The 17,176-nt window shown below is 62.7% G+C and carries 12 protein-coding genes; 3 read left to right on the top strand and 9 right to left on the bottom strand.

Annotated elements, in window-relative coordinates; genetic code table 11:
- Window positions 1–5 precede the first annotated feature (5 nt).
- Complete coding sequence (locus tag ATH90_RS03290; protein ID WP_098465697.1) at window positions 6–794, bottom strand: response regulator transcription factor; 789 nt, start codon at window positions 792–794, stop codon at window positions 6–8.
- Between the two features lie 126 nt (window positions 795–920).
- Window positions 921–1,370 carry a prepilin peptidase gene (locus ATH90_RS03285; protein ID WP_034103212.1) on the bottom strand — a complete coding sequence of 150 codons (450 nt, stop codon included), beginning with the start codon at window positions 1,368–1,370 and terminating at the stop codon, window positions 921–923.
- A gap of 72 nt (window positions 1,371–1,442) precedes the next feature.
- Between ATH90_RS03285 and ATH90_RS03280 the strand changes: the two genes are divergently transcribed.
- The gene (locus ATH90_RS03280) at window positions 1,443–1,886 is read left to right on the top strand and encodes a TadE/TadG family type IV pilus assembly protein (RefSeq protein WP_098465696.1); all 444 of its coding nucleotides are present in this window, start codon (window positions 1,443–1,445) and stop codon (window positions 1,884–1,886) included.
- The gene (locus ATH90_RS03275) at window positions 1,883–4,621 is read left to right on the top strand and encodes a PAS domain-containing sensor histidine kinase (RefSeq protein ID WP_098465695.1); all 2,739 of its coding nucleotides are present in this window, start codon (window positions 1,883–1,885) and stop codon (window positions 4,619–4,621) included. Before ATH90_RS03280 ends, ATH90_RS03275 begins: the two co-directional genes overlap by 4 nt.
- Here ATH90_RS03275 and ATH90_RS03270 read toward each other — a convergent pair.
- From ATH90_RS03270 to pbpC, 6 genes are all read right to left on the bottom strand, one after another.
- A complete protein-coding gene (locus tag ATH90_RS03270) occupies window positions 4,606–6,552 on the bottom strand; it encodes a pilus assembly protein TadG-related protein (RefSeq protein WP_098465694.1) in 1,947 nt (648 codons plus the stop codon). The genes ATH90_RS03275 and ATH90_RS03270 overlap by 16 nt on opposite strands.
- Before the next feature lie 165 nt (window positions 6,553–6,717).
- Window positions 6,718–7,275 (bottom strand): DUF4136 domain-containing protein, encoded by a 558-nt coding sequence (locus ATH90_RS03265; RefSeq protein WP_069021441.1) that lies wholly within the window; start codon window positions 7,273–7,275, stop codon window positions 6,718–6,720.
- Between the two features lie 45 nt (window positions 7,276–7,320).
- Complete coding sequence (locus tag ATH90_RS03260; protein WP_069021443.1) at window positions 7,321–7,923, bottom strand: DUF4136 domain-containing protein; 603 nt, start codon at window positions 7,921–7,923, stop codon at window positions 7,321–7,323.
- A 24-nt stretch (window positions 7,924–7,947) separates the two neighbouring features.
- Complete coding sequence (locus tag ATH90_RS03255; protein ID WP_069021445.1) at window positions 7,948–8,697, bottom strand: methyltransferase; 750 nt, start codon at window positions 8,695–8,697, stop codon at window positions 7,948–7,950.
- The gene (locus ATH90_RS03250; RefSeq protein ID WP_016977009.1) at window positions 8,690–8,998 is read right to left on the bottom strand and encodes a MazG-like family protein; all 309 of its coding nucleotides are present in this window, start codon (window positions 8,996–8,998) and stop codon (window positions 8,690–8,692) included. Before ATH90_RS03250 ends, ATH90_RS03255 begins: the two co-directional genes overlap by 8 nt.
- Before the next feature lie 93 nt (window positions 8,999–9,091).
- On the bottom strand, window positions 9,092–11,404 hold the full coding sequence (pbpC, locus tag ATH90_RS03245; RefSeq protein ID WP_098465693.1) for a peptidoglycan glycosyltransferase PbpC: 2,313 nt from the start codon (window positions 11,402–11,404) through the stop codon (window positions 9,092–9,094).
- 236 nt (window positions 11,405–11,640) lie between these two features.
- On the opposite strand from pbpC, the gene ATH90_RS03240 reads away from it, so the two are divergent.
- Window positions 11,641–11,934, top strand: a complete 294-nt coding sequence (locus ATH90_RS03240) for a hypothetical protein (protein WP_029297627.1) — start codon at window positions 11,641–11,643, stop codon at window positions 11,932–11,934.
- Window positions 11,935–12,073: 139 nt separating this feature from the next.
- On the opposite strand, the gene ATH90_RS03235 is transcribed toward ATH90_RS03240, so the two are convergent.
- On the bottom strand, window positions 12,074–16,972 hold the full coding sequence (locus tag ATH90_RS03235) for an alpha-2-macroglobulin family protein (RefSeq protein ID WP_098465692.1): 4,899 nt from the start codon (window positions 16,970–16,972) through the stop codon (window positions 12,074–12,076).
- Between the last annotated feature and the right edge of the window lie 204 nt (window positions 16,973–17,176).

Genomic DNA, 17,176 nt, shown 5'->3' with positions numbered 1-17,176 from the left:
GTGCTTCAGTGCGCCGTCATCCGCTGGCGCATCGCGACGTTGTTCGGCGACAAGGCCAGTGCCAGTTGGGTACGGTTATGCATATGCGTCAGGCGCAATACCTGGGACACGTACAGCTTGACCGTGTTCTCCGTGATCCCCAGCTCACAGGCGATCTGGTAGTTGGTCTGGCCCTTGCCCACCAAGCGCGCAACGTCCAGCTGGCGGGGTGACAGTTGGTTGAAGATGGTCGGGATTTCCACCGGACCGGCTTCTTCGGTGGCCAGCTCGCCCTCATCCACTGACCCAGTACTCGGGCTGCGACGTACTTTGTCGAGGTCCTGGTACAGGTCATTGATGGATTCGGAGAGGTACTGCAGCTTCTGGTTCAGGTGCCCCAGTTGCAGCTCTTTTTGCCGCTCCTCCAATGCCGCTTCCTGGCGTTGCAGGCCTTCGAGCAATTCATCGAGGTTGATCGGCTTCTGGTAGTAATCCGAGATCCCCGCACGCAGGGCCTTGATCACGTCCTGTTTGTCGGCACGCCCGGTCAGCATGATCGCCTCGAACGCCCGTTGCTTGCCAGCCACTTTCTGCATGGCTTGCACCAGCTCGATGCCGTCCATGTCCGGCATATGCAGGTCGCACAGCACCAGGCCGATCTCGGCGTCCTCACTGAAACGCTGCAAGGCGTGCCGGCTGGACTCACAAGGGACGCAGCGGTAACCACTGCCTTCAAGAAATTCGCAGAGCTCTTCCACGATCAACGGCTGATCGTCGACCACGAGCACTTTCACCGCCGAGGTAAGCTTGTTCACGCGCTACTCCATGCCTGGCAAGCCAAAAGATTGACCTATCCCTTTTGACGAAGAATCCTATAGATCTACCCAATAAACGTAGACGTACTTTCAGACTATGTACATAGCGATAGCGACCTGCTGCGACTAATGGATCCAAAACCAGTACAGCGCGAACCCTGTCAATACAAACGGCGCAAAAGGCTGCTTTGTTGACACCCCCGTCTCCGACCGTTGTCGGCGCACGCTAAGCCTTTGACTGACAAGCACCCAGGCGCCCTGGAACACCGCGGCACCGATCAGCGACCACAACAAAACGTCCAGCGAACTGGCCAGGGCCAGGGCAGCCAGCAGCTTGACGTCCCCCGCGCCAAAGCGGCCCAGCGCATAGCCGGGCAAGGTCAGCAGCAGTGCCACGGCAAAGGCCCATCCCCCTTCGCTGGCGGGTGCTCCCAGCCAGGTAGTGCCTACCCACAGCAGGTAGATCAGCGCCAGCAGGGCCGCCCCCAGGGTCAAGCTGTTGGCGATCTGCCGCTGACGCCCATCCTGCACCGCACAGAGCCCCAGCCAGAGCAGCATTGCCACGCTATGGATCACGTAAAAAACATCCCTTTTCGCTGAATGATTCTATGCTGATATCAAGTAGTAGCCGTCAGGGTAGACGCAGTCATGAAAACAGGCCTCCCCAGAAAGCAAAAAGGTGCCGCGGCGATCGAATTCGCCCTGGTCTTCGGGATCTTTTTTGCGGTGTTCTATGGGTTGATCAGCTATAGCCTGCCATTGCTGCTGATGCAGTCGTTCAACCAGGCGGCAGCCGAAGCCGTGCGCCAGGCCATGGCGGTGGACCCGGTGGCCGCCGGCACCGCTTATTCCACCCAGGTGCGAGACCGCGCTAAAACCACGGTGATCAACCAATTGAGCTGGATTCCACCCAGCTTTCAATTCTCCCCCGACTTCATCACCGCCACCTACAACGGCACATTGCTGACCGTGGAGATCAGGTATCCCACCACCAATATCTATTCGGTATTCCCGGCCCTGATGGTGCCTGGCATCGGTCCGGTTCCGAACCTGCCAGCAAACCTGATCGCCCGTTCGAGTCTGCAGTTTTGACCTCGGGGGATAAGCTCTTCGGGCGCCTGCTCGGCCGCACCAGCACCCTTGCCCTCGACATGCCAGCCGCGCCGACGCCAGGGCTGCAGCTGCAACTGGATGGTCAGGGCCATGTGTTGAGCATCAGCGGCACCCTGCATCCGCAGCTTGTCCCGCACGGGGTAGGCGAGCACCGGCCGTCGCTGCGTGAACTGCTGTGCGCCAGCAGTGCCCTGAGTATCGAAGGCAACCCCGCCGACTGGCAGCACCAGCACCTGGACCTGGACTTCCAGGGCGCGACCGGGCGGATCTTGCACACGCGTGGCTGGGTCGAACCCGAGGGTGACGGCTGGCTCCTGCGCCTGCTGGACGTCAGCGACTTGCTCGGCGACAGGCAACTGGCCGAACACCGCGAGCAGAATCATCAACTCGCCTGCCGGATGAGCGAGCAACTGCGAGTGTGCAGCCTGAGCCGATTAGCCGAGGTGACCGGCGAGCATTTGCGCGACCTGGCGCAGCGCTGGCGAATCCCCTGTATCGCCCTGGCGTTGCTCGATGAAGAAGACCTGGGGTGGCGGGTCTACGGTCAATACGCTGCACACGACGCCCCGGCCTTGTGGCAGACGGGCCAGCACCTCGGCACCCGACTGGACAGTGCCCATGGCAACGCGCCGCTTGGCCTGGCCCGAGCGCTCAGCGACAACCCGCGCCTGCACAGCGTCTTCGGCAATACCGACGGATTGCTGGTGCCCTACCGTGACAGCCAGGGCGTCGCCGCCTGGCTACTTTGCGGCCTCTACAGCGACCCGCAAGACACCCGCGAACGCGACTGGCTGGACCTCACCGCCGCCCTCGCCGCGCCGCTGCTCAGCCGCCTGCGCGAACAACGCAACCACCAACACCTGGAGCGCATGGAAGCCCTGCAAGGCCTGCTCGGCACTGGCTGGTGGGAGCTGCTGCCGGCCACTCAGGAAGTCCAGCTGGCCCCGCAGTTGCTGCACAGCCTTGGCCAGGAAGACGGGGCGGTACGCCAGCCGCTGGACCTCTGGCTGGAACGGATCCACCCTGCCGATCGCGAGGAATTGCACAGCCGCTTGCACGACCTGCAAGCCCTCGGCAGACCGCTACTGACCAACGTGCGCCTGCAACGCACCGACGCCGAGCACAACCCCCTCTGGTATCGGGTGCAGGGCCAAGTGCTGGGCGTGGGCGACAGCCGGCGCTGTATCGGCTTCATGCTCGACATCAGCGACATCAAGAATCAGCAACTCCAAGCCGCCGCCGCACACGCGCGCCTGGATAACCTGATCGCCAGCTCGCCGGCAGTGATCTACGTGCAGCGCTATGCCAGCGGTGCGCTGCACCCGGCATTCTTCAGCGCCAGCCTGGTGCCGCTGCTGGGCTGGACCCTGGACGACTGCTGCCACGACAGCCTGGCGTCATTGGTTCACCCCGAAGACCGCGACCTGTACTTCGAGCGTACCCGCCAACTGCTGCGCGAAGGCAGCGTGCGCAGCCGCTACCGGGTGCGGGACAAGCAGGGCGATTACCACTGGCTGCTCGACGAAGCCAAGTTGCTGCGCGATGACCTCGGCCTGCCGGTGGAAGCGGTCGGGCTATGGCTCGATGTGACCGAAGCAACCCTGGCCGCCGAACAGATCAAGCAGAGCGAAGAACGCTACCGCATCCTGGTGGAAGACTCACCGGCCATGATCTGCCGTTATCGTCCCGACCTGACCCTGACCTTCGGTAACACGCCGCTGGCCAACTACCTGGAATGCCTGCCCGCGCAACTGCCAGGATTGAACCTGGGGCATTGGTTGTCGCAGGAACAACGCCTGGCATTTGTGCAACGCATCGGCCAGCTGACCCCGGAATTCCCGGTCAGCACCGCCGAAATCAGCCTGCAATTGCCCGGGCGCGAGCATGCCTGGTGGGTGTGGTCGGACCGCGGCGTGTTCGACGAACACGGCACGCTGGTGGAGGTGCAAGCGGTGGGCCGCGACAACACTGAAGTGCGCCGCTCCCAGCAACAACTGACCCAGAGCGCCAAGATGGCCACGCTCGGCGAAATGGCCACCGGCCTGGCCCACGAAATCAACCAGCCGCTGAATGTGATGCGCATGGCCGTCGTCAATGTGCTCAAGCGCCTGGGCAACGGCGATGCACAGATCGACTACCTCACCGAAAAACTCCAGCGCATCGACACCCAGGTACAGCGCGCGGCGCGGGTAGTGGACCACATGCGCGTATTCGGCCGCCGCTCGGAAATCGAACAGCAGCCCTTCGACCCCTACCAGGCCGTGGAAGGCACGCTGTCGCTGCTGAGCGAAGGCCTGCGCGGCAAGGGCGTGGAGCTGCGAATCACCCCGGCGGACTTTACGGTGCAAGTCAGAGGGTATGCCGACCAACTTGAGCAGGTATTGATCAACCTGATGGTCAATGCGCGTGACGCGCTGTTGAGCAAACGGGACAAGGATTCGGCCTTTCGCCCTTGGATCGCGGTGCATTGCGAGCATGACAGCCGCCATGTGCGGATCTGGGTCGAAGACAACGCTGGCGGCATTGACCCCCGGTTGCTGGAACGGATTTTCGAACCGTTCTTTACGACCAAGCCCATCGGCGTAGGCACAGGGTTGGGGCTGTCGGTGAGCTATGGGATTGTGGAAAACATGGGCGGACGCCTGAGCGTCGTCAACGGGCAGGAAGGTGCGCGGTTTTGCGTGGAGTTGCCGGTGGATCAGATCACCAGGTAGGCATACCCCATGCGACAGGTGAGGTTGGCGCCGACTTCAGCGTTGCCGAGGCTGATGCCCAGGGCCTTTAACAAGGTGTTGATGATGGGATCCAGGATCGGCGCCAGCAGATTCTGAATCGCCCCCACGAGCGTCGTGGTGATCGTCGTCAAAAGGCCTGCGACGCCAGCAAGCGCACCGCTTGAAACCGACCCACTGGGCGGTACATAAGTCACTTGAAGACCGCTCAGGGTCGCGCTCAGGCTCGCAACAATGTCTCCGGCGGGCTGGAGCGTCTTGTAGGTCGGTGCCAGATTCATCTCTGCGACCGGTAAATAGAACAGCGTGCCTGTTTGAGAACCGAGGGTGGATTGGGCCTTCAACATCAGCCCGCCGCCCACGTTAGGCGTGCGCGGCCCGCACAGGACCACCAGCAGGCAATGCCTGGAGCCGATATCTATCAGGCGTATGGGCTGCACAGCAATCGGTGCCGAAGAAGAGAACGCGGAGGTCGCATCGATACTCCCGACCGCCAGCGTGGCTACGGTGGTTGTGGCTTGCACAGTGAGCGACTTGGTGGTGCTACTGGCGCAACTGAAATCGGTCACGCGGCTTTCCGCGCCACCCGCTTCAATCAGGATATCCAACTTGTTAGCGATCTCGACATCGGTGGAATCGCACGCGACCGCACACAATACTGAACTGACGACCCCCGCAAGATTCAAGTGCAGCAAATTATTGACCACACCTGCAACGGGAGTGGCAAGACTGGTGACTGTCGAGGCCAGCCCAGAGACCAGTTTCAACACGGACATGTCGATGGAAACCAACGTCCTGACCTGCGCCGTGCGAACGTAAATCTGATCCGTCTGCGGGGTATTCAACAATCCCGCCTTCGCCTTCGCTGGATTGCCTATGGCAGACATCTGCGGCGGCTCGATCACCTTGGTTTGAATCGAAACATTGCCAATCAGTGGAATATTCAACTGGACCGCTGCACTCACCGCACTCTTGCTGCTGGACACCTGTGCGACGGCCTCAAGCAGCTGAAACAGCTGCACGTTGGTATTCAAGGCCGCCGCCGGGGTTCCAGTCACGACCTTGAGTAGATCCCCAACCTTCAAAAGCTGGGTATTGGGCGCAATGGCTTTCAATGAAATCACATCGTTGATGATCGCCGTGGCCACCGCGCCGTTCTTTTGCAACACTTTCACCGCGGCGTCGATCAACTGGGTCGCGGACACGGCAGTGTTGAGCAATGCGTCGTAGTCGCCCGCCTTGACGCTTAATTGAATCGCCAATTGATCAAGGTAGCTGAGCAGGTTCAAGTTGGTTTGGATCAACCCATTCCACCCCGCCGCAGTGAGCGAAAGACTGCCGCCCAATAAACCGCCAATGGTGGCGTTGAGCAGGGGAGACTTTGTGGAGTCGACCGTGGCAAGGCTACTGCGAATCGTCAGCTGCGCGACCGGTGGCGCATAGGCTGCCACAGCGGTTGCACTCAGGAGTGTTTCTGTCGCCATGGGCGCGCCACTGAACATATTCCAAATGCCACTGGCGATGCTGGTCATCACGCTGCGGGTGGCCACCACCCGGACTGCATCGTTTTTGCTGGCGTCAGGGGTGAATACGCGAACATTGCTGGCATTGGTCACCAGTGAGCCGCAGGTCACAGCCAGGCCCCGGCTGTTGTCGCCGGCGACCACGGTGAAGCCATTGCGCGCGGCGTTTTCCTTGGCGTAGTCGTTGGCCGAGGTGGTAGGGGTGCACAGGCCGCCACGGCTGGCCGCCTCAAGGGCCGCGGTGTCGGCTATGGACTGCAACTTACGCTTTTCCAGGTACAGGCGACCGCTGTCCACTGCAAGCAACATGAACACCAAGGCCACCGCCAGGGTGCCTGCTGCCATCAAGCCAATCGCACCACGCTGCCTGGAAGGAAGTCCGGGAGACATCTGGCACTCCTTAGCGCTTACTCTCCGTAGTTGCTTGGAGTGTAGACAAGGGCTGGCCAGTCGCCACAAATCAATGGGGGAACTGGCTTGCCTGCGAGACGATTACCTTGGTGGGTCGGTAATACCGAGGTGATGCTTTCGCAGGCAAGCCAGCTCCCACAGGGGTCAGTGTGGCGGGTAACTGGAGAGGACGCGGGTGACGGTGGTGCGGATGGCTTTGTCACGATCCTGGGGGTTGGGCGAGGTGGCCATCATTTGCTCGTCGCTGCCGCGCCACACGAGTTTGCCGTCCTTGCCGTCGAGCAGGTCAATCTGGATGGTCGCGACTTTGTAGGTGATGTTGCGCGTTTCGTTGTACATCGGCGCGCCCCAGTAGCCATTCCACGGCCCGCCCCAGGCGCCACCGTAGTTGGTAGTGACTTGTTGCTGGCGTTCTTCGACGATCAGGTAGGCCTGAACATTCAGGTCAGCCTTGGTGCCGGGAGCCGCCGGGCGCAGGCCGCGCTGGTCGAGTTGTTCAGTCACGGCCTGGCGAATGCGCTGTTCGGTGAGGTCGCTCTTGATGCGCGGATCATCGGGGCGATACTGCAGCGCCGGGTCTTTCCAGGCCCAATTCCGATAGGCGCCGAAATCCCGGCTGGCATCAAAATCGTGGTTCACCTGGCTGGTCTGGCAACCGCCCAGCAGCACGACAAAGGCGAGTGTAGCGATACGACGAAACATGGTTTTTCTCCAGAGAGCGACCCGCGCTTTAAATGAGAATAGCTGTTAACTGGGAGGATACGCCGTCATTGCCTTTTGCACCGCCTGGCGCAAGGCATCTCCTCGCTCGCTGAGGCTTCCCTGGCTGCCCGTCTCCGCGCTGGCACTCCACACTGGCTGACCGGTGCGCGCATCGAACAAGTTGACGCGAACCACCACGACCTGGACTTCATAGGTGCGCACGATGGGCACCGAGTTGTACATGCCGTAGCCATTGCCATAACGGTTATAACCGCCATAACCGTAGCCATAGTCATCCTGCACTTGCTTGAGACGCTTCTCCAAGCGCACGTCCGCGCTCACCAGCAGGTCTGCCGGACGGTTGTCGTGCAGGGGGCGCAGGCCGCGCTGGTCGAGGGCGCCGCTGACGGCTTCGGCAACCTGCGCCGAATCCGCCCAGGCCGTGCCCGCGGGTAGTTGGCCGTTACGCCAGGCCCAATTGCGGTAGGCACCATAATCGCGCACGGGCGCCGGGTAGGCGCTGGCATCAAAGGTGTTGGCGGCCTGGGGCGGCGCCGGCGGGATCGGTGCCGAGGCCGCCACATAAGGATTAGGGCTGGAACACGCGGCCAGCCCAAGGGACAACAGGATCAAACAGAGACGACGCATTTCGACCTCCGCAGACTGGGCCGCTTAAACCGGACGGCAGATCCAGTGCAAATAACGCCCAAGTCCGGCAAAGCTTGGGTGACGACGGTGAGCGAGTTCCATCTCCAAAAGGTCCTGCACATCCGCGCGGGCCTGGAACTCCACCGGCATATAGTCGTGGAATACCCGCACACCACTTTGGCTTTCGACCTGCCAAAGCCCGTCGAGTTGCGCCGCCAACTCACGAGGGTCGAGCGGTTGCTGCGGCGTGAGGCTTTGCTTTTCACCGGCCATGTCGTTCTTGCGCATTTTGCGGAAGTGGCCTTTGAGCAGGTTGCGGTAAATCAGCGCATCGCGGTTGTAGAACGCCAACGACAACCAGCCACCGGGCACCGTGAGCTGGTGCAGCACCGGCAGGATCGCATGGGGTTCGGCCAGCCACTCCAGCACCGCGTGGCACAGCACCAAGTCGTAAGGTTCGGTGAGCTGGCCGAGCAGGTCTTGCCAGGGCGCATGGATGAAGGTGGCAGCCTGCCCGGCGTCGGCGAAACGTTGACGCGCGCCCTCGAGCATCGGTTCGGCAGGTTCGGCCAGGGTGACGTCATGGCCTTGCTCGGCCAGCCACAGCGACATGTGGCCCAGGCCCGCGCCGATATCCAGTACTCGCAACGGACGTTTTGGCAGGGCTTCGGTCAGGTCGGCCTGGAGCACCGCCAGGCGGATAGCACCTTTGGCGCCCCCATAGATCTTCTCGGCGAAGCGCGTGGCGAGCTGGTCGAAATGACGATCACTCATGGGCAAACCGCCGTTCGCTGTCGGCCAGTTTGGCGCGCACCACCTCGTTCATGTCCAGGCCCAGCTCGCTGCACAGCAACAGCAGGTACAACACGATATCGCCGACTTCCTGCCCGGCATGGGCGAGTGTGTCGGCCGGCAGCTGGCGCGATTGGTCTTCGGTCAGCCATTGGAAGATTTCCACCAGCTCGGCCATTTCCACGCTGGCGGCCATGGCCAGGTTTTTCGGGCTGTGGAACTGCTTCCAGTCGTTGTTATCGCGGATGCGGTGCAGGCGTTCGGTGAGGTGTTCGAGGTTCATGCGGGGGCTCCTGAAGGTGGATAGCTTCGGGGGGATTAGACGTGAAGGCAAGTGAATCTCTGGATGCCCTTGAGGCTTGCCGGCGATGGCGATTCAGTCGACGACGCTGAACTCAAGCCTGGCGGTTTGGCCTGCCTCGTCGAGAACGCTGAGCTGGTAGCGACCGAGCTGTTCGAAACTGGCGCTGATAAAGTCCTGGTTGGCGCTGTCGCCAAGGGGCGCACCGTTGAGAAACCACCAACGCCGGCCACTGCCGCCCAGGGCGGAGATTTTCAGCCGCAGTGCCTGTTGGCTGGCGGCGGGCAGGCGCAGTTGGTCGCCTTCACGGACGCCGACGATCGACAGCGGCGAAGACGCAGCCAGCGCCGGTGGCGGGCAATCGGGGTCAGCCGCAGGGATGCGCGCTTCACGTCGCTCGGCCCTGGGCAGCCAGGGCTCCAGGGGCGCGGGCCACAGGGCAATGTTCTTGCGCTCGGCGCCAGGGCAGTGAGCGTCTACCCGCAGGCCCTTGGCATTGACCCACACGCTTTCCATCAAGCCCACGCTCAAGGGTTGGTCCAGGGCCTGCAAGGTCGGCGGCGTGGTGTTGTCCAGCGTCCAGGCGAAGCGCTGGCGACGGCAATTGGGATCGCTTCGGCTCATGGGCTGTCCCAGTGGCCAACAGATCGCCGCCACGCCGACGTTGGCCGGCACCGGTTTGACCGGCGCGCTGATGCCGCGCTGGCTGTCGCGGTTGGTCAGTACATCGTGCACCTGCAACATCAACGGCGCTGCCGAGGCCAGGCCGAACTGCCCCGGCACCGGCGTGCCGTCCGGGCGGCCGATCCACACGCCGATCAAATAACGGGGGCCTACGCCAATCGCCCAGGCATCGCGAAAACCGTAGCTGGTGCCGGTTTTCCAGGCCAACACCGGGCGTTGCACCAGCTCCGCACGCGGATCGCGATCCGGCCGGGCCTGGCCACTGAGGATACGCCGCACAATCCAGGCAGCCCCTGGCGACAGTAAGGGGCGTTCTCTGAGCGTATCGTCCGGCTGTAATCGAAGGGTGGCACTCTTGCCGTCCCGGGCGAACGCGCTGTAGCCGCTCACCAAATCTTCGAGGCGACTGCCTGCGCCGCCCAGGATCAGCGCCAGGTTCGGCTCGGCCAATGCGGGCAAAGCCAAAGGCACGCCCCCCATACGCATCTCGGCGGCGAACCGTTTCGGCCCATAGGCTTCCAGCAGCTGCACCGCCGGCAGGTTGAGCGAACTGGACAGCGCCGTACTCGCCGGCACGGCACCGGTAAAGCCCATGGAGAAATTGCCCGGCCGGTAGTCACCATAACGCCGGGGCACGTCCTGCAGCAGCGATTCGGAATGTATCAGCCCCTCGTCCAGGGCCATGCCGTACAGGAAGGGTTTCAAGGTGGAACCCGGCGAACGCAGGGCACTGATCATGTCCACATGGCCAAAACGCTTGGCATCATTGATGTCCACCGAGCCAAGGTAGGCGCGCACGGCCATGGTTTCTTCCTCTACCACCAGGATCGCGGCAGAAGTGTGCTCGGGCAAGCGTGCACGCCAGCCCAGCAGCAGGTCTTCGAGGCGACGTTGCAGGGTGGCGTCCAGGGTGGTGCGGATCAGCGGTGGGCTGTCAGGACGGTTGAGGCGGCGCGCGAGCAACGGCGCCAGGCTCGGTTCCAGGCGCGGGGCAAGCAGCAGCGGCTCTTCCAGGGCTTCATCGACGGCGGCGTGCGGCCACACCTGGAACTCGGCGAGACGGCGCAGCACTTTGTCGCGGGCTTCCTGGGCGCGCTGTGGATGCCGATCGGGGCGTAGACGGCTCGGCGCCTGGGGCAGCACCGCGAGCAGGGCGGCTTCAGCATGGGTGAGTTGCGAGGGCGACTTGCCCAGGTACGCCCAACTGGCGGCCGCCACACCCTGCAACGTACCGCCAAAGGGTGCGCGATTCAGGTAGAGGTTGAGGATTTCCTCCTTGGACAGATGCCATTCCAACTGCGCCGTGCGCCACAACTGGCGCAACTTGCCACGGAACGTCCGCGAATGCGGGTCCAACAACCGCGCCACCTGCATCGATAAAGTACTGCCACCCGACACCACCCGTGCGCCCGAGAGGTTCTGCCACGTCGCCCTTGCCAGCGCCAGCGGGTTTACGCCGGGATGCTGATAGAACCAACGGTCCTCATAGGTCAGCAGCGCGTCCAGGTAATAGGGTGATACTTCGCTCGTCTGCACGGGATAACGCCACACCCCATTGGCATCGGCAAACCGCCACAACGGCGTACCATCCTCAGCCAGCACTACCCGCGCCAAGTCATCCTTGGGCAGGGGCAACGGCCAAATCCGATCAGCCAGCCACATCAGCGCAACAACCACCACCACGATTCCCAGGCCCCAACGCAAACCCTGCAGGAGCCGGCTTGCCGGCGATAGCGGTGGGTCAGTTGGCAGATAGGTCACAGATACACCGGTATCGCGGGCAAGCCAGCTCCCACAGTGAACCGCGCACACCTGCAACTTACGCAACGCATCATTAATCGCAAACTCAAACCGGCAAACCTCTATGCTTGTAGGGAACTAGCCTGTCGCAATAACAACCAAAGGCACAGATCCGCCCACCTTCTCATCAGGACACACACATGCAGGTAGAAAGCTTTTTCGAATGGTTGGGCCAGGCGCTCGGTTCCGTCATCCGCTTTATCGTCGATGGTCTCAGCGGCTTGTTCGGTGCCCTGACCAACGCCGGTGGCAACTTCATCGACGGCCTGTCCCGCACCTTGGGCATGGACACTTCGATCATCAGCATCATCACCTTGATCATCGGCCTGATGCTGCTGTACTCGGCCGTGCGCGCCTTCATGCGCGCGTCGATCATCATGGGCATCATCTGGTTGCTGCTGGGCCTATGGCTCCTCAGCTGGGTCGTCCACTAACCCCAAGACACCACAAATCCCCTGTAGGAGCGGGCTTGCTCGCGAAGGTGGCGTATCAGGTGCCGTATAAGCTGACTGATAACACCGCCTCGCGACCAAGCCCCTCCCGCATGGGGTCCCCACTTTCAGAGCAAGAGCTTCAACGCCCCTTGATCACCAGGTCCGCCGGCGTCTCCCCCACTGCCTGCCAGTTCGGCCGGTACATCGACTCCACCTGCGGCGGCGGCACACGGTAGGTACCCGGCGTCACGGCACGCGCCAGGTACAGCAGGTGCGTAGTGCCAGAGCCTTCCAGATTGATCGCCGCCACGTAGCGGTCGTCGCGGAACTCCTGGTGCTTGAGCGACGCGTTCTGCATTGATTCACGCCACTCCTTCACCTGGCTGCTGGCGTTTTCCAGGCTGGCGGCACTTTGTGCCAGGTTCTGGTTTTCCAACTCCAGCCCGGCCGGTAGCAGGTCTACCACCAGGGCGTCCGGCACACGCTGCTTGGCGCTCACCGCCAAGTGCACCAACACCAGGTCACCGCTATTGAGGTTGCGCAGGTTCAGCGGCTGGCCGTTCATGCCCAGGTATTCGCGGCGGATGCTCAGGTTGTCACCGCCAGGCGCCGGAGGCACCTGTGGATAACCCGAGATCGTCAGTTGCTGGTACACCGGCGTCTCGCCCTGATTGCTCAGGCTCAAGTCGCTGGACAGCGCCTTGCCCTCCAACGCCAGCGTCGGCTGCTGATTGTTCAATTCCTGCACCCCGCCACTGCCGGTGAGCGACACCTGCCAGTTCGAGTCAGGCTTGGCGAACCCGAGTCGCCCCGCCAGGAACAGCGAGTTACGCTCCTGGGTCGACAGATACGGGCTGGCCGCCAATTGATCCGACAGTGTGAACAAGCGCTCCTCACGCTTGCCCTTGGCCAGGTCATTCTCTTCCAGCAACGCCAGGATCATCGCCTGGTCCCGCAGCGGGCTGCCGTAATCGGCCAGCCATTCATTGGCATTGCGTTGCGCCGCCAACCCGGCGAGCAAGGCTTCGTCAGCACGCGGCTGGTCGCCCATTTTCTGCAATGCGATCGCCAACTGCACCAGCGGCAAACCGGAGCGCGCATCGCTGCGTCGTTCGAAGATGCTGCGCAGCGCGCCCAACGGCGCCTGCTGACTGCGCGCCAGCACCATGCCAGCGTAGGCCTGCACGGCAAAACGGGTGTGGTCGGCGTTATCGCTGTAGTCGACGTCAATCAGGTTGCGTTCCTGTACGTATCGCAGCAGGCGCTCGCTGGCCTTCTTCAACGCTTCAGGCGGCACGGCGAAGCCCTGGTCGCGGGCACGCAGCAGGAAGTCGGTGACATAAGCCGTCAGCCAGTATTCTTCTTCGCCATCAGCGCCCCACAAGCCGAAGCTGCCGTTGTAGCGCTGCATGCCCAGCAAGCGTTCGATGCCCAGCTCGATCTTGCGTTTGCGCTCGCTGTCGGACTCACCTTTGATCGACAGGCGCTTGAGCAACGCATCATCGGCATACAGCGACGGGTACAGGCCGCTCGCCGTCTGTTCCAGGCAACCGTACGGGTAGGCCTTGAGTGCGCTGATCTGCGCACCGAGGTTCAGCGGTGGCCGACTCGACAGGCTCAGCAGCGCCTGGCGCCCCGAGGCATCGAACTGTTCCAGGGTGCCCACCGGCAGGGTCCATGGCTGATCCTTGAGCACCGCACGGTAATGCTTGAGCAGCGCCGGATACGCAGGCCGCACGCCCAGGGTCCATTCACGGGTGAACGGTGGCAGGTTCTCGCCCGGTAGATCCAGCCCATTCACCGTCACCTTGACCTTGCCCTGCCCCAACCCGCCCCAGGCTTTCACCGGAATGCGCAGGGTGGTGCGCTGGCCTTGTTTCAGCTCCACGGTTTGCGCGCCATTGTCGACCAACTCCAACTGCCCGTCGGCGCTCAGTTGCACATCGAGCTTCTGCGCCTTGCCCGACAGGTTGGACAGGTCCAGCGCCAACGTCGTCTGGTCACCCCCAGCGAGGAAGCGCGGTGCCGACAGCTCCGCAATCAGCGGTGCAGCGATCACCGTCTTCGCTTCGGCCATGCCATAGCGATCATCACTCCAGGCCTGGGCCATCAGGCGCAGTTCGCCGTTGAAGTCGGGAATATTGACGCTGACTTCGCCCTCGCCTTGCTCGTTCAACGTCACCGGCGCGCTTTGCAGGGCGACGATGGTCACGCTGGTGTCCGGGCGCTTGCCGCCCTTGGCCAATGCCGCGTCGCCCCCAAATGCCAAGCTGGCGAGGCGGCCCTGCCCGGCTTCGATCAACTGGCCGTAGATATCGAATTGGTCCACGCCATAGGCCTTGCGGCCGAACAGGCTGGAGTACGGGTCTGGCGTCGGGTACTCGGTGATATTGAGGATACCCACGTCCACCGCCGCGACCAGCACGTGCACCTGTTTCGGCACGCTGCCATCGGCATTCCTGGCGGCGACTTTCACCGTCAGCGGCTGTTTGGGGCGCATTTTTTCCGGCGCGGTGAGGGTCACGCCGAGTTTGCGCTGCGTGCGATCCAGGGGCAGATGCAACAGGCCTACGGCGCGCTTGGGAGTGATATTGGCTTTGCGCTCGCCCGGGCGAATCACCAGTGCACTCACGTACAGATCATGGCGCGACCATTTCGGATCGAGCTTCACGGCGAAGCTTTTACCTTCGGCCGGCACATCGATTTCCTGCCACCACAGTGGCCCTTCGGCCGACTCTACCAGCAGGTAACCTTTGCCGGCCGCCGGTGGCGTCACGGTGACATTGGCGGTATCGCCGTCGCCATACGCGGGCTTGTCCAGCGCCAGCTTGACCTGGTCCGGCCGCACGGCGCCGCCTTCGGTGTTGTCCTGGGCCTGGTAGCCAGCCCAGAAGCGCAGGCTGCTGACCAGCCCGGTCTGCGGGTCTTCCACTTCGACGCGGTACGGGCCCCACTCCACCTGGAAGCTGACCTTGGCCGTATCGCCGGCCTTGATATTCAAGGTCTGCTCGTCGAGGTTGAGGAATTTCTCGTTGAAGTGGTAACTCCAGCCATCGCTCTCGGAGTAGTTCCAGTAGTAGTCACGGCGCTCGCGCACCAGGCGCACATTGAGGTTCTGCGCAGCGAGTTTCTGCCCGTCCTGGTTGGCCAGCAGCACTTCGAACTCTGCCGGGCCATCGCCATTGGTTTCCGTGCCGTCAAACAACCCGCGCAACCCAGGCAGTTGCTCGGCCGGCCAGATCGGCTGCACCAGGCGCCGGGTGATCGGGCGACCGCCCGACTCCTGCAGGCTGGCCTGCACGATCAGTTGCAGCGGCGACTTGGCCTCGGCCCACTTGCTTTCCAGGGTCAGTACTTCCTGGCCCTTGGCGTCGAGTACGCTTTCTTCCAGCTCGAAATCCTGGCTCAGCTCTTCTTCGGTGACGGAGCCGAACTGGTAGCCCGGCAGCGACTTGACCGCTTCGCGCAACGGCCGCACATACACCTGGCCACTGACCCGGTTGCCCGACGCGGGCGCGCCATACAGGTAACGGCCGTTGACCTGGATCACCGCGTCGTCTGCCGGGCTCAATGCCGTGTCGCTGCCCTTGAGTTCCAACGCCAGGCGCTCGGGCAGGAAGTCTTCGACGAGAAATTCGTACAGCTGCGGCTTGCCATCACCCAGGTCGAACACCAATTGCCAGCGCCCGGTCGGTGCTTCGCCGGCCAATTGCAGTTGATATTGGTAGAGGCCGGAGGCATCGGCATCCCACACGAACTTGCGGCTGACCTGTTCATCCGGGCGACGCACTTCGACGCTCACCGGTTGCGGCTTGACGGCATTGCCATCCTTGTCCCGCAGCAAGGCGTTGAGCAGCACGGTTTCGCCAGGGCGATACAGGTCGCGCGGGCCAAAGACAAAGAACTGCAAGGGGTGGGACGGTTGGCCGCCGATGTCGAACTCGGCCAGGTCCAGTGCCGCGCTGTCGAGGCGCAACAGGCTGGTCTGTTCGCCCTGCTTGGCGAGCAGCACCTGGGCCTTTTTCGGCAATGGCAACTCGGCGTGACCGCCCTTCTCGGTCTTGCCCTGGCCCAGCACACGGCCTTCGGCGTCGAGCACTTCGAGGTCGACGCCATCCAGCGCCTTGCCGCCTTCCAGCGCCTGGGTAAACACATCCAGGCGATTGGCGTAGCGGTGCACCGACAGGCCGATGTCGCTCAAGGTGAACAGCGTGGCCGGTTGCGAATAGTTGTAGGTGCCCGAGGCACGCATCACCGCCAGATACACGCCTGGCTGCTGCAATGGCTTGAGACCGGCGATTGGCAGCAGCAGGGTTTCGCGGGTGTTTCGCGCGGGGTTCAGGTCGAAGCGACCGCCGTAGACCAGGTCGGCCATCGGCAACAGTTCGCGTGACTCATAGCTTTGCAGGCTGGTGTTGCGCCCCCACTGCGCCAGGAACGACGGCAGGGATTCGGGCTTGATACGGAAGAATTCGACGTCGATCTTGTCGACGTTCAGCGCGATCACGGGCAGGCCTTCGGCCAAACGGGTCGGCAGCAAGGTGCCACGGCTGGCGAAGCCGACAGTGGCTTGCAGGTCACGGGTTTCGAGACGGGCGATGTACTCGGCGGGCAGCAGGTTGTTATTCACGGCCTTCACACCGGCATCCACCGTGAGCACCAGTTTGCGCTGCGGCTCCAAGTGGCGCAGACGCAGCTCCATCAGATTGTCGGAGATTTCCCAGGCACCATCGACCTTGCCCGACTTGCTGTCCACGAGATGGAGTTTGTCGGCGAACTTCTGATCGGGATCCAGCGGAATCGAGAAGCTCACCGACAAGGTGCTGGCGCCATCGAGTTGCACTTCGGACACGTCCACCACGCTCAACTCACGCCCGGCGTAGCGCTGCTTCAGCGCCGCCACATCCACCGCCGCCTTGACCGGTTTGGGTGCCACGGTCACCGCTGGGGGAGCGGTCGGGGCTACCGGTTTATCGGAGGAATCGCAGGCGCTCAGCAGGGCCAGCGCACAGGCAAGGAACAGTCCTTTGTTAAACATGGGGCACTCGTCGTGAGAGGGATCCGAAGGGTGAACTATATATCAGCCTGAGTGAGGCCGATGTGGCACTGGTCACATTGACCGACGGAGTGCAGTTCGGTTCTGGGCAGGGATAGCCAGCCAGCCAAATCCCACAAGCAAAAGAGGTCGCCCGCATTGGTTCTGCTGCGTAACGTATGGATAGGTACAATGCCGCTCCTCTGA

Source organism: Pseudomonas lurida, from assembly GCF_002563895.1.
GTDB classification, from domain to species: Bacteria; Pseudomonadota; Gammaproteobacteria; order Pseudomonadales; family Pseudomonadaceae; genus Aquipseudomonas; species Aquipseudomonas lurida.
The sequence above is the reverse complement of the archived record's forward strand: the minus strand, read 5'-3'. Positions and strand labels throughout refer to the sequence as shown.

Bases quoted from the DNA above. Each gene is read 5' to 3' on its own strand.
- ATH90_RS03280 (WP_098465696.1), top strand. From the start codon at position 1,443: ATGAAAACAGGCCTCCCCAGAAAGCAAAAAGGTGCCGCGGCGATCGAA.
- ATH90_RS03270 (WP_098465694.1), bottom strand. From the start codon at position 6,552: ATGTCTCCCGGACTTCCTTCCAGGCAGCGTGGTGCGATTGGCTTGATG.
- ATH90_RS03265 (WP_069021441.1), bottom strand. From the start codon at position 7,275: ATGTTTCGTCGTATCGCTACACTCGCCTTTGTCGTGCTGCTGGGCGGT.
- ATH90_RS03260 (WP_069021443.1), bottom strand. From the start codon at position 7,923: ATGCGTCGTCTCTGTTTGATCCTGTTGTCCCTTGGGCTGGCCGCGTGT.
- ATH90_RS03255 (WP_069021445.1), bottom strand. From the start codon at position 8,697: ATGAGTGATCGTCATTTCGACCAGCTCGCCACGCGCTTCGCCGAGAAG.
- ATH90_RS03250 (WP_016977009.1), bottom strand. From the start codon at position 8,998: ATGAACCTCGAACACCTCACCGAACGCCTGCACCGCATCCGCGATAAC.
- ATH90_RS03240 (WP_029297627.1), top strand. From the start codon at position 11,641: ATGCAGGTAGAAAGCTTTTTCGAATGGTTGGGCCAGGCGCTCGGTTCC.
- ATH90_RS03235 (WP_098465692.1), bottom strand. From the start codon at position 16,972: ATGTTTAACAAAGGACTGTTCCTTGCCTGTGCGCTGGCCCTGCTGAGC.